We start from the raw sequence: 13,349 nt of genomic DNA, 5'->3' as shown, positions 1-13,349 counted from the left end.
CGCGTTAGCCGGGTGTTCATTCCGGCCCGTTATGTCCGTGAGGACCGTCCCGCCGGAATCGACTGCCCTTGAAGCCCTCCGCCTGCGTGCATAGACTTGGGATTATCCGAAAAAGACGGTTCGCGAATGCGTCCGGAACCAGAGGCATATTTATGCAAGACCCCGTCCAGACCTACATGAACCTCGTCCCGATGGTGGTCGAACAGACCGCGCGCGGCGAACGCGCCTACGACATCTTCAGCCGTCTGCTGAAGGAACGCATCATCTTCGTCAACGGTCCCGTCCACGATGGCATGAGCCAGTTGATCGTGGCCCAGCTGCTGCACCTTGAATCGGAGAATCCGAAGAAGGAAATCAGCATGTACATCAATTCGCCCGGCGGATCCGTCGTCGCGGGGATGAGCATCTACGACACGATGCAGTACATCCGGCCCAAGGTGTCGACGCTGGTGTGCGGCCTTGCGGCATCGATGGGGTCGGTCATCGCGATCGGGGGCGAGAAGGGCATGCGTTACGCCCTGCCGAACGCCGAATTCCTCGTGCATCAGCCGTCCGGCGGGGCGCAGGGCACGGCAGAGGATATCCTGATCCGCGCCCGCAGCATCGAACTGACGCGCGAGCGGATGTACAAGCTTTACGTCAAGCACTCCGGCCAGTCGCTGCAGAAGGTCCAGAAGGCGCTGGACCGCGACAAGTGGATGACCCCGGAAGAGGCCCTCGAATGGGGCCACATCGACGAGATCGTCACCAACCGCGACCGGGGCGACGACGAATAAGAGGGGTCAGCCGATCACACCCGCCTGATCGCGCAACCGCCTGCGCGATTTTGGCGTTGTGGCCCCACCGGCGCTGTCCTAGTCTTTGTGACCAAGGACAGCGCGATACCAAAAGGCCCACGGCCGAAGGACACGACCAATGGCAAGCACCACCGGCAGCGACAGCAAGAACACGCTTTACTGCAGCTTCTGCGGCAAGAGCCAGCACGAGGTGCGCAAACTGATCGCGGGCCCGACCGTGTTCATCTGCGACGAATGCGTCGAGCTTTGCATGGACATCATCCGCGAGGAGACGAAGTCCGCGTCCCTAAAATCGGGCGACGGCGTGCCGACGCCGCGCGACATCTGCAAGGTGTTGGACGACTACGTCATCGGCCAGATGCACGCCAAGCGCGTGCTGTCCGTGGCGGTTCATAACCACTACAAACGTCTGAACAATTCCGACAAGACGGATATCGAGCTTGCGAAGTCCAACATCATGCTGATCGGCCCCACGGGCTGCGGCAAGACGTTGCTGGCGCAGACGCTGGCCCGCATCCTGGACGTGCCGTTCACCATGGCCGACGCGACCACGCTGACAGAGGCCGGCTATGTCGGCGAGGACGTCGAAAACATCATCCTCAAGCTGCTGCAGGCCAGCGAATACAATGTCGAACGCGCGCAGCGCGGCATCGTCTACATCGACGAGGTCGACAAGATCACCCGCAAGTCCGACAATCCCAGCATCACCCGCGACGTGAGCGGGGAGGGCGTGCAGCAGGCGCTTCTGAAGATCATGGAAGGCACCGTGGCGAGCGTGCCGCCGCAGGGCGGGCGCAAGCATCCGCAGCAGGAATTCCTGCAGGTGGACACGACCAACATCCTGTTCATCTGCGGCGGTGCCTTTGCCGGCCTCGACAAGATCATCGCGCAGCGCGGCAAGGGGTCCGGCATGGGCTTCGGCGCCAACGTCAAGGGCCCTGACGAGCGGGGCGTGGGCGAGATCTTTACCGAGCTGGAGCCGGAAGACCTGCTGAAATTCGGCCTGATCCCGGAATTCGTCGGCCGCCTGCCGGTCATCGCGACCCTGACCGATCTGGACGAGGACGCGCTGATCACGATCCTGACCGCGCCCAAGAATGCGTTGGTCAAGCAATACCAGCGCCTGTTCGAGATCGAGAACACCAAGCTGACCTTCACCGACGACGCTTTGAAGGCGATCGCCAAGCGCGCCATCGACCGCAAGACCGGTGCCCGGGGCCTGCGGTCGATCATGGAGGACATCCTGCTGGACACGATGTTCGACTTGCCCGGCATGGACACGGTGACCGAGGTCGTGGTGAACGAAGAGGCCGTCGGTCCCGACGCCAGCCCGCTGATGATCCACGACGACGGCAAGAAAAAGGAAAAGGAATCCGCCAGCGCCTGACACGGCGCCGCGCGTGATTTCCACAGGCCGTCGCGGATGCGGCGGCCTGTTCGCGTGAAAGGAACCTGTCGTGACCGTCAACCGCGTTTCCACCGGCTCTCCCTTCGAGGAGAGGATCGGCTATTCCCGCGCCGTCGTGGCGGACGGCTGGGTCTTCGTCGCCGGCACGACGGGTTATGATTACGCCACCATGACCATGCCCGACGACGTGCGCGACCAGTGCCGCAACGCGCTGGGCACCATCGGCAAGGCGTTGGAGGAGGCGGGCAGCGGCCTCGATCACGTCGTGCGGGTCACCTACATCCTGCCCGACGGGGCCGACTGGGAACCCTGCTGGCCCATTGTGGCCGCGGCCTTTGACCGCGCCCGCCCGGCCGCCACGATGATCCGGGCCGGCCTGCAGACGCCGGAGATGAAGATCGAGATCGAAGTGACCGCCCGGCTGCCCTAGGGCCACTGGACCTTTGCGCCTGTTTCGGGCATGACGACACCAAGGCAACCGGAGACGATCATGGGCTTTGCACGCAACCTCGCACGCGCTTTCACCTGGTGGGACGGTCAGACCTTCGCCACCCAGTTCTGGACATGGCGCCGGGGCGAAAAGGTCGGCGAGGACGCCGGCGGCAACATCTTCTATCGCAATGCCGACGACAGCCGCCGCTGGGTGATCTTCAACGGAGAGGCGGAGGCGTCGAAGGTCGCCCCCGAATGGCACGGCTGGCTGCACCGGACGTGGGACGAGCCGCCGACGGAGCGGCCGCTGGTTCACCAGCCGTGGGAAAAGCCGCACCTGGCCAACCTCACCGGCACGGCGGAGGCCTATGCCCCGAAGGGGTCGATCCGCAGCGCGGTCCCCGCGGAACGGTCCGACTACGAGGCGTGGACACCGGAATGATCCGCTCGCTGGCCCTGTGCCTGACATTGCTGCCGGGCCTTGCGGCCGCGGATCACGCGTCGTCGCTGGCGGGCGGAGAGTTGCGCGTGCTTGACAAGGTGACGGGACATCTGACGGACCTGAACCTGACGGTCGGCCAGTCCAAGAAGGTCGGGTCGCTGCTGATCACAATGAACGACTGCCGCGTGCCGTCCGACAACCCGACCGGCGATGCCTTTGCAGAGCTGAAGGTGAACGACCGCAACGCCGAAGCTCCGGTTTTCGACGGCTGGATGATCGCCTCTGCCCCCGCACTGAACGCGATGGATCATCCCCGCTATGACGTCTGGGTAATGCGCTGCGCGGCCACCTGATCCAGCGCGATCGGACCCGCGGGCCCGAAATCCGCCGTGATCGAAAGCGCCGCGACCAGTCGCCGTTCGTAGCGGCTGCGCGGAATTTCCTCTGCCCCCAGTGACGCCAGATGCGGGGTGATGAACTGCGTGTCGAACAGGCGGTAGCCGCGTTCGATCAGTCGCCGCACGGCGCAGGCGAGTGCCACCTTGGAGGCATCGGTCACGGTGGAAAACATGCTTTCTCCGAAAAAGGCGCCACCGATGGTCACGCCATAGACGCCGCCCACCAGTCTGTCATCCTGCCAGACCTCGATGGAATGGGCGTCACCCTGCGCGTGAAGCGCCAGATAGACCGCGAAGATCTCGTCATTGATCCAGGTTTCCGGACGATCGGCGCAGCCGCGCACAACGCCGGCGAAATCGCGGTCGGCACTGGCCGTCAGATGCCCGCGCCGCAAGGTGCGGCGCAGGGATCGAGACAAATGAAAGCCGTCCAGCGGCAGGACGCCGCGCATCCGCGGCTGGACCCAGAACACCTCTGTCGCGTCCCGGGTCTCGGCCATGGGAAACAGCCCCTGCCGGTAGGCGTGCAGCAGCAGATCGGGTGTCAGAACCCGGGTCACGGACCTAGGCCAGATGCGTTTCGAGCCAGTGTTCCAGCCAGTGGATGTTGTAGTTTCCGGTCTGCACGTCCGGTTCCTGCAACAGCGCGTGGAACAGGGGGACCGTCGTGTCGACACCGTCGACGATCAACTCTCCCAGCGCGCGGGCCAGGCGGGCCAGCGCCTCCGGCCGGTCGCGGCCGTGGACAATCAGCTTGCCGATCAGGCTGTCGTAATAGGGCGGGATCCGGTAGCCGTCGTAAAGCGCCGAGTCCATTCGGACGCCAAGGCCGCCCGGCGCGTGATACTGGGTGATCGTGCCGGGGCAGGGGCTGAAGTTCGGCAGCTTTTCCGCGTTGATCCGCACTTCGATGCTGTGGCCGCGAATCTGCAGATCGTCCTGACCGAAGGACATCGGCAGGCCAGCTGCTACGCGGATCTGTTCGCGCACGAGGTCGACGCCAAAGATGTTCTCTGTCACCGGGTGTTCGACCTGCAGGCGGGTGTTCATCTCGATGAAGTAGAATTCGTCGTTCTCGAACAGGAATTCGATGGTCCCGGCGCCGATATAGTTGATGCGGGCCACGGCATCGGCGCAGACCTTGCCGATGCGGTCGCGCAGCTCCGGCGTGATGGCGGGGCCGGGGGCTTCCTCCAGCACCTTCTGGTGACGCCGCTGCAGGGAACAGTCCCGCTCGCCCAGATGCACCGCGTTGCCCTTGCCGTCGCCGAAGACCTGGATCTCGATATGGCGCGGCGTGGTCAGGTATTTCTCGATGTAGACCTCGTCGTTGCCGAAGGCGGCCTTCGCCTCGGCCCGGGCGGAATGGAACGCACGTTCCATGTCCTGCGCGGTCTGCGCGACCTTCATGCCACGCCCGCCGCCACCGGCGGTGGCCTTGATGATGACCGGATACCCGATCTCCCCGCCCACGCGCTGCGCGTCCGTCAGCGTCGGAACGCCGCCGTCAGAGCCGGGGACGCAGGGCACGCCCAGCTTCTTCATCGTGTCCTTGGCGGTGATCTTATCGCCCATGATGCGGATGTGTTCCGCGGTGGGGCCGATGAAGGTCAGCGAATGATCCTCCACCACCTGCACGAAGGCGGCGTTTTCCGACAGGAAGCCGTAGCCGGGATGGATCGCCTGGGCACCCGTGATCTCGCACGCCGCGATGATAGACGGGAAGTTCAGGTAGGACTGGGCCGAGGACGGCGGGCCGATGCAGACCGCCTCGTCCGCCATGCGTACGTGCATGGCATCGGCGTCGGCAGTGGAATGCACGGCGACGGAGGCGATGCCCATCTCTCGGCAGGCGCGCACGACCCGCAGGGCGATTTCGCCCCTGTTCGCGATCAGGATCTTGTCGAACATGGTGAACCCCTATTCGATGATCATCAGGGGGGCGCCGAATTCCACCGGTCCGCCGTCCTCGACGAGGATGCGCTTTACGGTGCCCGCGCGGGGCGCGGGAATGTGGTTCATGGTCTTCATCGCCTCGATGATCAGCAGGGTGTCGCCTTCCTTGACCGTCGATCCGGTCGAAACGAAGGCGGCGGCGCCCGGTTCGGCGGCCATGTAGACGGTGCCGACCATCGGCGAGGTGACAGCACCGGGATGCGCCGCGGGATCGGCGGGCGCAGTCGCCGCGGGGGCCTGCATCTGGGCAGAGGCGGCGGGCGCCGGGGCCTGCGCCATGATCGGCTGCTGCGGCGCGGGGGCCGCCTGGATCTGACGGCTGACGCGGACGTTCAGGCTGTCGTTCTCGGCGTAGTCGCGCTTGACTTGCAATTCGGTCAGGTCGTTTGCGCGCAGCAATTCGGCCAAGGCCTGAATGAAGCTGACGTCGCTGTCCTGAGAGGTCTTGTTGCCCATGATTTTCCCGGCCACTGCTTTTGTTCCATGACAGGCACGGCCCGAGGACCGCGCGATTGCCGGACTTATAGGCTAAGCGGGCGTGGGTGGAAAGCGCTTGCGACCGATGCGGGTCAACCGGGCAGGGACGTTGGTCCGTTCCCGGGCGACAAGGGGCCGGGATCGGCGCCGCTGTTCCCGAAGGCGATGTCCGGCGACTGCGCCGTGGGATCCATCGGATCGCCGGAGGTGTCGGACTGGCCGGTCGCATCCGACTGGCCGCGGGGCAGCATGGCGACGCCGTAGGGTTTCAGCACGCGTTCGACCGTCGTGCCGTCGCGCGCCGTGTCGGTCAGCTGCGCCCGGGCGATCGCACCCTTCTGGGTATACTGGGACGGGATGGGCAGAGGCACGAGTGGCGTGGGATCACGCGCCAGGGCGGCAGCATCGGCGACCGGTCGCTGGTCCATCACGACGACGGGTACCGGTGTCGATGCTGCGATGGTCGGTGGCGAAACGAACATGACAGGACTCCTTTCCAGATCAGGTGAAGGTAGGTGCCTCCACTATCCGTCGATCCGGTTAGCTGTTCGTTAATCCGATCCCCGCCTCGCCGGAAATTGACAATCGTTGGTTAAGATCGCCGCTCAAATTGCGAGATATTCGGCGCGCAATGTCTCGTTTTCCAGCACATCCTGCGCCGATCCGTCGAAAACGACCGATCCGGTATCCAGTATCACGGCGCGGTCAGCGATCTTCAGCGCGGCAACGGCGTTCTGCTCGACGATGATCGTGGTGATTCCCTGATCGCGGATGATCTTCAGGGTCTTGGCGATCTCCTGCACGATGACGGGGGCCAGCCCTTCGTAGGGTTCGTCCAGCAGCAGCACCTTGATATCGCGCGCCAGCGCCCGGGCGATCGCCAGCATCTGCTGTTCGCCGCCCGACAGGGTGACACCCTCTTGCTTGCGGCGCTCCTTCAGGCGCGGGAACAGCTCGTAGATCCTCTCCAGCGACCAGCCGATGGGCGGGGCGATCTGGGCCAGCTGCAGGTTCTCCTCGACCGTGAGGCCGGCGATGATGCGGCGATCCTCCGGCACCAGAGCGATGCCCGCGGCGGCGGCCTGATGGCTTTTCATCAGGTGCAGCGGCTGGTGGTCCAACCAGATCTCGCCGTGCTTCAGTTCCGGATTGCCCAGCCGCGCGATGGTGCGCAGGGTCGAGGTCTTGCCGGCCCCGTTGCGGCCCAGCAGGGCCAGGATCTCGCCCTCGTGGATGTCGAAGCTGACGTTCTGGACGATGTAGCTCTCGCCGTAGTAGGCCTCAATTTCCCAGACGCTCAGAAAGGGGCGGTCGACGGCGGCATTGTTCTTCTTGGGGTCGAAATTGGCGTTCATGTGCTGTCCTTTGCGCTAGCCAAATTTTCTAGAAAATTTGGAGGCCTCCGATTTTTCTAGAAAAATCGGCTAGATCTGCGTTTCGCCCAGATAGGCTTCGCGCACCTTCGGGTCGGTCTTGATCCGGTCGGGGGTGCCCTCGACCAGCGGGGTGCCCTGCGCCATCACAGTGATGCGGTCGGCGAGGCTGAACACCACCTGCATGTCGTGTTCGATGATCGCCATGGTGATCCCCCGCTTACGGCGGATGTCCTTCAGCAGCGCGATGGTGTTTTCCGTATCCGCCCGCGCCATGCCGGCGGTGGGTTCGTCCAGCAGCATCAGGCGCGGCTCCTGCACGAGGCACATCGCCATCTCCAGCCGCCGCTTGTCGCCCCGCGACAGCGCGGAGGCCACGACATCTGCCTTCGACAGCATGTTGACCTCGTCCAGCATGGTCTCGGCCTGCCGGCCGATCTCGCGCTCGTGGCGGACGGGTTCGAGAGCGTGCATGCGGAAGGCCCCGTCGCGTTTCGCGAAGCAGGGAATCAGCACGTTTTCCAGCACCGTCAGATCGGCGAAGATCTCGGGTGTCTGGAACACGCGGCTGATGCCCATCTGCGCGATCTCATAGGGTTTGCGGCCCAGCACCGACTGGCCGTCGAACATGACCGAGCCCGAGTCCGGGATCAGCTTTCCCACCAGGACGTTCAGCAGCGTGGACTTGCCGGCACCGTTCGGGCCGATGATGGCGTGAACGGTGTTTTCCTGAATGGACAGGTTCACGTCCCCCAGCGCCTGCAACCCGCCGAAGCGCTTGTTGATGCCTTTGACTTCAAGGATTCCCATGGCGTTCTCTCCTTATTCCGCAGGCTTCTGGCGGGCGGCATCGCGGTCGGCCGCGGTGGCGTTGCGCGACCGGCGGCTGAACAAGGCACCCAGCCGCTGACCGCCCTGCACCAGACCGCCGGGCAGGAAGATCACGACGACCATGAACAGCAGGCCCAGCGTCAGCTGCCAGCCTTCGCCGACGAAAGGGTGGATGATCTTGATGATGACGTTCTCCAGCCCGTCGGGCAGCGCGTTGAAGGCCCCGTGCAGGACGTTGTCGTTGATCTTGGAGACGATGTTTTCCAGATACTTGATGACGCCCGATCCCACGACCGGTCCGATCAGGGTGCCGACGCCACCGAGGATCGCCATGACGACGATTTCGCCGGACGCGGTCCAGTACATCCGTTCCGCCCCGGTCAGCGGGTCCATCGCGGCCAGCAGGCCGCCGGCGAGGCCGGCGTACATGCCGGAGATTATGAAGGCCCAGAGCATGTAGGGTTTGGTGTTCAGGCCGGTATAATTCATCCGGGTCTGGTTCGACTTGATCGCCCGCAGCATCATCCCGAAGGGCGAGCGGAAGATGCGGATCGACAGGTAGAAGGCGAGGATCAGCATCAGCGCACAGAGGTAGTAGCCGATCTCGAAGGTGAACTGCCAGTCGCCGAAATAGACCGTCGTCGATTCCGCCATGGGCAGGCCGAAGACATGCGGGGCAGAGGGTGCGCCCTCTGCCGCGAGGTATTGCGGGTCGGACGGATAGACCTGAAGGCCCGTCTCTCCGTTCGTCAGGGGCGTCAGGACGGAATAGGCCAGTGCATAGGACATCTGCGCGAAGGCCAGCGTCAGGATCGAGAAGTAGATGCCAGAGCGCCGCAGGCTGACGTAGCCGATCACGATCGAGAACAGGCCCGCGACGATGACGCTCAGCACGATGGCGGGGATGATGTTGAACGACAGCAGCTTGAACATCCAGACCGCGGCGTAGGAGCCGACGCCGAGGAAGGCGGCGTGGCCGAAGGACAGGTAGCCGGTCAGCCCGAAGAGGATGTTGAAGCCGATCACGAGGATGCCGAAGATCGCGAAGCGCTGCATCAGCGCGGGATAGCCCGCGTTGAACGACTGCCCGAGTGACGAGTTCACGGGGAAGGGGTTCAGGATGATCGGCGCCAGCAGCGTCAGGACGACGACGACGAGCAGCAGCAGAAAGTCCTTTTGCGTCAGACCCAGCATGGTTTAGTCCTCCATCACGCCGGCGCGGCCCATCAGGCCCCGGGGACGTGTCAGCAGAATGATGATGGCCACCAGATAGATGACGATCTGGTCGATGCCCGGCAGGACCGCCTTGACCTCGTTCATGGAGGCAAAGCCCTGCAGGATCCCCAGAAGGAAACCGGCAAAGACGGCGCCCGGCAGCGAACCCATGCCGCCGACGACGACGACGACGAAGCTCAGCACCAGAAAATCCATGCCCATGTGGTAGTTGGGCGACACGATGGGGGCATACATCGCCCCCGCAAGGCCCGCCACGGCGGCGGCGAGGCCGAACATCAGGGTGAAGCGCTTGTCGATGTCGATGCCCAGCATGCCGACGGTTTCACGGTCCGCCATGCCGGCGCGCACGACCATGCCGAAGGTGGTGAACTGCAGGAAGGCGAAGACCGCGGCGATGATGACGGCGGAAAAGGCGAAATAGACCAGCCGCCAGATCGGATAGACGATCGCGTTGGCCTGAAAGCCCAGATACTCCCCGATGTCGATGGAGCCCGAGAACATCGGCGGCGCGGGCGACTGGATCGGGTTGGCACCGTAGATCGCGCGGATGATCTCTTGCAGGACGATAGCGAGGCCGAAGGTCACGAGGATCTGGTCGGCATGGGGACGCTTGTAGAAGTGCTTGATCAGCCCCCGCTCCATCGCCCAGCCGACGAAGAGCATGACCGGAATCACAAGGATGATCGACAGGGGCACCGACCATGTGATCAGCGCCTGCGCACCCTCGGTCCCGAAGACGGAGGCGAGGTATGGCACCTTGGTCTGCAGCGGATTGCCGAGGAAGTCGGTCTGTGACGGGTCGATGACCGTATGGCTGAGCGTCAGCAGGCGCTGCATCGTGACGGCGCAGAAGGCGCCGATCATGAACAGCGCACCGTGGGCGAAGTTCACGACGCCCAGCGTGCCGAAGATCAGGGTCAGGCCGAGGGCGATCAGCGCATAGGCCGATCCCTTGTCCAGACCGTTCAGAATTTGAAGAATGATAGCGTCCATCGGTCCGCTCCTCGGGGGTTCGGGCGTGCGTTCACGGGCTGTGGAAAATGGCGACGACGTGTGAAGACGATCCGTCGGGATGGGGCAGGCGGCGTGCGCCTGCCCCGCGATCGGGGTGCGTTACGCGCCCGGGTTGCACTCGCCCAGGCTGCCGCCGGCGAACATCGGGTGATCCTCGGGGTACTCGACCTGTGCCCGCGGGGTCTGCTCGATGATCTTCAGCGTGTCGTAGCCGACCATGTTGGCATTGCCGGATGCGCTGGCGGTGCCTTCCATGACCAGAACGTCCTTGAAGCACTGGTGATCCGCGCCGCGATAGAGCGTCGGGCCGTTGCCCATGCCGTCGAACTCGAAGTCTTCCAGTGCCTCGGCCACGGCGCAGGGGTTGAACGACCCGGCGCGCGTCACCGCATCCGCATAGAGCAGCGTCTGCACATAGCAGGTGTGGGCGGCGTTCGACGGCGGGAAGCCGTACTTTTCACCGAAGGATTTCACGAAGGCCTTGGTGCCTTCGTCTTCCAGTTGCCAGTTCCAGTTCATCGAGCCGTAGACGCCCTCGATGTTGGACCCGGCGCCCTTGGCCATCAGCTCGGAGTAGAGCGGCACGACGATCTGGAAGTCCTTGCCGTTGACCTGCTTGCCCTTCAGGCCGAACTGCACGGCCTGCGTCAAAGAGTTCACCATGTCCCCGCCGTAATGGTTCAGCACGAGGATATCGGCGCCGGAGTTCAGCACCGGTGCGATGTAGGACGAGAAGTCGCCGGCGCCCACGGGCGTCAGCACGTTCTGCACGGTGCTCCAGCCCACGGCCTCTGTCGCGGCGGCCATGGATTCCTGCTGCGTCCAGCCCCAGGTGTAGTCGGCGGTCAGGTGATAGGCCTGACGGTCGTTGCCATAGGCCTTTTCCAGCACCGGCGTCATCGCCGCGGCGGACATGTAGGCGTTAAAGAAATGGCGGAAGCCATTGGCCTTGCGGTCCTTGCCGGTCGTGTCGTTGGAGTGGGTGAGGCCCGCCATGAAGATCACGCCCGCCTCCTGGCAGAGGCCCTGCACGGCGACGGCGACGCCCGAGGACGAGCCGCCGTTGATCATGATGCAGCCGTCCTTCTGGATCATCGACTGCGCGGAGGCGCGGCCGACGTCGGACTTCGTCTGCGTGTCGCCGGTGACGAAATTCACCTTCTTGCCCAGCACGCCGGTGCCGTCGAGCGTCTTGGACGAGAAGGTGGACAGCATGCCGCCGTCGCCTTCGCCGTTCAGGTGCTGCACGGCCAGCTCTTGCGCGCGCAGTTCGTCGAGGCCTTCCTCGGCGTAGGGGCCCGTCTGCGGCACGTTGAAGCCGAAGGTGACGGTGTCACCGGTCGGCGCGTTGGTGAATCCGGAGTCCTGCGCGCGCAGGTAGGTCGGCAGCATCAGTCCGGCGCCGGCCACGGCCCCGGTCTTCAGCACGCCGCGGCGTGAGAAATGTGATCTCTTCATGGGTATCCTCCCTCATGTTTCACGGTCGCCGGACCCTCCCGCCCGTAGACCTGCACTTGACAGCGCTGGCGCCAGCATGCGGATCGCGAGGCCGATCGCAAAGACCCCTTTCCAGACGGTCGCCGTTTTTGTAAACAAATGGACAGAAGCGGGGCGGGTTTTGTAAACCGGATGCGTTGCACGATGGGAGAGGTGGGCGGATGAATGCGACGGGAGCCCGGATCCGGGCGCGACGGCTGGATGCGGGCATGTCGCAGCGCGATCTGGCGCAGGCGGTCGGCATCTCGCCAAGCTATCTGAACCTGATCGAACACGACCGCCGGCGGGTTGCCGGCAAGCTGGTGGCGCAGATCGCTGATCATCTGGCGCTCGATCCGCAGATGCTGTCGGATGGCGCCGATGCGGCCCTGATCCGGCAGATGCGCGGCGCGGCGGCGGCGCTTGCGGATCGCGTGGTCGAGGTCGAGCAGGCCGAAGATCTGGCGATGCGCTATCCCGGCTGGTCGCGCCTCATCGCCGCGCAGGCGCGGGAGGTTGTGGCTTTGGACCGGAAGGTGCAGGCGCTGTCAGACCGGCTGGCACACGACCCTGCACTGGCGACGGCGCTGCACGGCGTCATCACCGCGGTCACGGCCATCCAGTCCTCCGCCGCGATCCTGACCGGAGAGACGCCGCTCGACACCGACTGGCAGGCGCGGTTTCACCGCAACATCGGCGAGGACGCGGATCGGCTGGCCCGCATGACGGCCGCCCTCGTCGCTTGCTTCGACGGTCCGGGCGGCGGTGCCGGTCCCGTGCCGGTCGTGTCGCCCCGGGCGGAGGTGGAGCGCGTTCTGGACCAGACCGGATTTCACCGCCCCTGGCTCGAGTCGGGCGGCGCACCAGAGGACGCGTCCGACGTCAGCCCCGCGGCGGCGGCGCTTCTGCACGACTTCGACGCCCGCTATGCCGCCGATGCCGCCGCCCTGCCGCTCGACCTGATCGGACCCGCGGCCCGGCGGCTGGACTTCGACCCCCTGCGGCTGGCGGCAGAACTCGGGCGGCCCCTGCCGCAGGTGATGCGGCGTCTGGCGACCCTGCCCGACGCACCGCCGCTGGGGTTGCTGGACTGCGATGCCGCCGGAGTGGTGCGACTGATGAAGACGGTGCCGGGCTTTGCAGTGGCGCAGGACAGGCTCTGCCCGTTCTGGCCCCTTTTCACCGCGCTGGGCCAGCCCGGACGGCCGGTGGTGGCGCAGGTCGCACTGCCGGGCCCGCCACAGGTGCGGTTGATTTGCCACGCGGTTGCCGAAGCTGCGCCGCATCCCGGTGGGCCGCACCTGCCGCCCCTGATCGCGGCGCTGATGCTGGTGCGCCCCATGAATCCCGCCACGGTGCCGCCCGATGCTGCAGACCCGGTGCCCGCCGGGCCGGGCTGTGCGATCTGTCCGCGTCCGGATTGCCCGGCACGCCGGGAACCCGCGATCCGTCAGGAGCTTTGACAGCCTGCGGTTCTGCCGCGATAGTCTGCCCGTGCCACCCCGGAGA

The 13,349-nt window shown here is 65.1% G+C and carries 15 protein-coding genes and 1 pseudogene; 6 read left to right on the top strand and 10 right to left on the bottom strand.

Going from position 1 to position 13,349, the window contains the following annotated elements; translation table 11 throughout:
* Nucleotides 1-152: 152 nt before the first annotated feature.
* The 5 genes from BUA54_RS12405 (at nt 153) to BUA54_RS12385 (ending at nt 3,432) form a co-directional block, all read left to right on the top strand.
* Entirely contained in the window at nt 153-776 is a 624-nt protein-coding gene (locus tag BUA54_RS12405; protein ID WP_072857564.1) for an ATP-dependent Clp protease proteolytic subunit, read from the top strand.
* A 139-nt stretch (nt 777-915) separates the two neighbouring features.
* Nucleotides 916-2,184 carry an ATP-dependent Clp protease ATP-binding subunit ClpX gene (gene clpX, locus BUA54_RS12400; protein ID WP_072857563.1) on the top strand — a complete coding sequence of 423 codons (1,269 nt, stop codon included), beginning with the start codon at nt 916-918 and terminating at the stop codon, nt 2,182-2,184.
* Between the two features lie 70 nt (nt 2,185-2,254).
* On the top strand, nt 2,255-2,635 hold the full coding sequence (locus BUA54_RS12395; RefSeq protein ID WP_072857562.1) for a RidA family protein: 381 nt from the start codon (nt 2,255-2,257) through the stop codon (nt 2,633-2,635).
* A gap of 60 nt (nt 2,636-2,695) precedes the next feature.
* Nucleotides 2,696-3,079: an NADH:ubiquinone oxidoreductase subunit NDUFA12 gene (locus tag BUA54_RS12390; protein ID WP_072857561.1), complete on the top strand. Its 384-nt coding sequence runs from the start codon at nt 2,696-2,698 to the stop codon at nt 3,077-3,079.
* Nucleotides 3,076-3,432, top strand: a complete 357-nt coding sequence (locus BUA54_RS12385; protein WP_072857560.1) for a DUF2155 domain-containing protein — start codon at nt 3,076-3,078, stop codon at nt 3,430-3,432. The genes BUA54_RS12390 and BUA54_RS12385 overlap by 4 nt, the downstream gene beginning before the upstream one ends.
* Here the strand turns inward: BUA54_RS12385 and aat are convergent.
* The 10 genes and pseudogenes from aat to BUA54_RS12340 form a co-directional block, all read right to left on the bottom strand.
* The gene (gene aat, locus BUA54_RS12380) at nt 3,396-4,037 is read right to left on the bottom strand and encodes a leucyl/phenylalanyl-tRNA--protein transferase (RefSeq protein WP_143155416.1); all 642 of its coding nucleotides are present in this window, start codon (nt 4,035-4,037) and stop codon (nt 3,396-3,398) included. The genes BUA54_RS12385 and aat overlap by 37 nt on opposite strands.
* 4 nt (nt 4,038-4,041) lie before the next feature.
* Nucleotides 4,042-5,388 carry an acetyl-CoA carboxylase biotin carboxylase subunit gene (gene accC / locus BUA54_RS12375; RefSeq protein WP_072857559.1) on the bottom strand — a complete coding sequence of 449 codons (1,347 nt, stop codon included), beginning with the start codon at nt 5,386-5,388 and terminating at the stop codon, nt 4,042-4,044.
* 9 nt (nt 5,389-5,397) lie between these two features.
* Nucleotides 5,398-5,889: an acetyl-CoA carboxylase biotin carboxyl carrier protein gene (accB, locus tag BUA54_RS12370; RefSeq protein ID WP_072857558.1), complete on the bottom strand. Its 492-nt coding sequence runs from the start codon at nt 5,887-5,889 to the stop codon at nt 5,398-5,400.
* Between the two features lie 113 nt (nt 5,890-6,002).
* Nucleotides 6,003-6,392: a hypothetical protein gene (locus tag BUA54_RS12365; RefSeq protein ID WP_072857557.1), complete on the bottom strand. Its 390-nt coding sequence runs from the start codon at nt 6,390-6,392 to the stop codon at nt 6,003-6,005.
* Between the two features lie 123 nt (nt 6,393-6,515).
* Nucleotides 6,516-7,265 carry an ABC transporter ATP-binding protein gene (locus BUA54_RS12360; protein WP_072857556.1) on the bottom strand — a complete coding sequence of 250 codons (750 nt, stop codon included), beginning with the start codon at nt 7,263-7,265 and terminating at the stop codon, nt 6,516-6,518.
* Nucleotides 7,266-7,334: 69 nt separating this feature from the next.
* Nucleotides 7,335-7,430 carry an ABC transporter ATP-binding protein C-terminal domain-containing protein gene (locus tag BUA54_RS21880; protein WP_425434968.1) on the bottom strand — a complete coding sequence of 32 codons (96 nt, stop codon included), beginning with the start codon at nt 7,428-7,430 and terminating at the stop codon, nt 7,335-7,337.
* Nucleotides 7,431-7,574: 144 nt separating this feature from the next.
* Nucleotides 7,575-8,093, bottom strand: a pseudogene (locus tag BUA54_RS12355) (ABC transporter ATP-binding protein); the annotation flags it as partial.
* Between the two features lie 12 nt (nt 8,094-8,105).
* Nucleotides 8,106-9,308, bottom strand: coding sequence for a branched-chain amino acid ABC transporter permease (locus BUA54_RS12350; protein WP_072857554.1), 1,203 nt, complete (start codon nt 9,306-9,308; stop codon nt 8,106-8,108).
* A gap of 3 nt (nt 9,309-9,311) precedes the next feature.
* Nucleotides 9,312-10,343, bottom strand: coding sequence for a branched-chain amino acid ABC transporter permease (locus tag BUA54_RS12345; protein ID WP_072857553.1), 1,032 nt, complete (start codon nt 10,341-10,343; stop codon nt 9,312-9,314).
* A 120-nt stretch (nt 10,344-10,463) separates the two neighbouring features.
* Entirely contained in the window at nt 10,464-11,822 is a 1,359-nt protein-coding gene (locus tag BUA54_RS12340; protein ID WP_072857552.1) for a substrate-binding protein, read from the bottom strand.
* Between the two features lie 200 nt (nt 11,823-12,022).
* On the opposite strand from BUA54_RS12340, the gene BUA54_RS12335 reads away from it, so the two are divergent.
* Complete coding sequence (locus tag BUA54_RS12335) at nt 12,023-13,303, top strand: XRE family transcriptional regulator (RefSeq protein WP_072857551.1); 1,281 nt, start codon at nt 12,023-12,025, stop codon at nt 13,301-13,303.
* The last annotated feature ends 46 nt before the right edge of the window (nt 13,304-13,349 follow it).

Origin of the sequence: Loktanella atrilutea, from assembly GCF_900128995.1 — a bacterium.
GTDB classification, from domain to species: Bacteria; Pseudomonadota; Alphaproteobacteria; order Rhodobacterales; family Rhodobacteraceae; genus Loktanella; species Loktanella atrilutea.
Note: the sequence above shows the minus strand (reverse complement) of the source record. Positions and strands in the feature narration are given on the sequence as shown.

Coding starts and splice junctions, on each gene's coding strand:
- BUA54_RS12385 (WP_072857560.1), top strand. CDS start 3,076: ATGATCCGCTCGCTGGCCCTGTGCCTGACATTGCTGCCGGGCCTTGCG.
- BUA54_RS12340 (WP_072857552.1), bottom strand. CDS start 11,822: ATGAAGAGATCACATTTCTCACGCCGCGGCGTGCTGAAGACCGGGGCC.
- BUA54_RS12335 (WP_072857551.1), top strand. CDS start 12,023: ATGAATGCGACGGGAGCCCGGATCCGGGCGCGACGGCTGGATGCGGGC.
- BUA54_RS12345 (WP_072857553.1), bottom strand. CDS start 10,343: ATGGACGCTATCATTCTTCAAATTCTGAACGGTCTGGACAAGGGATCG.
- BUA54_RS21880 (WP_425434968.1), bottom strand. CDS start 7,430: ATGGCGCAGGGCACCCCGCTGGTCGAGGGCACCCCCGACCGGATCAAG.
- clpX (WP_072857563.1), top strand. CDS start 916: ATGGCAAGCACCACCGGCAGCGACAGCAAGAACACGCTTTACTGCAGC.
- accC (WP_072857559.1), bottom strand. CDS start 5,388: ATGTTCGACAAGATCCTGATCGCGAACAGGGGCGAAATCGCCCTGCGG.
- BUA54_RS12365 (WP_072857557.1), bottom strand. CDS start 6,392: ATGTTCGTTTCGCCACCGACCATCGCAGCATCGACACCGGTACCCGTC.
- BUA54_RS12390 (WP_072857561.1), top strand. CDS start 2,696: ATGGGCTTTGCACGCAACCTCGCACGCGCTTTCACCTGGTGGGACGGT.
- BUA54_RS12360 (WP_072857556.1), bottom strand. CDS start 7,265: ATGAACGCCAATTTCGACCCCAAGAAGAACAATGCCGCCGTCGACCGC.
- BUA54_RS12350 (WP_072857554.1), bottom strand. CDS start 9,308: ATGCTGGGTCTGACGCAAAAGGACTTTCTGCTGCTGCTCGTCGTCGTC.
- BUA54_RS12405 (WP_072857564.1), top strand. CDS start 153: ATGCAAGACCCCGTCCAGACCTACATGAACCTCGTCCCGATGGTGGTC.
- accB (WP_072857558.1), bottom strand. CDS start 5,889: ATGGGCAACAAGACCTCTCAGGACAGCGACGTCAGCTTCATTCAGGCC.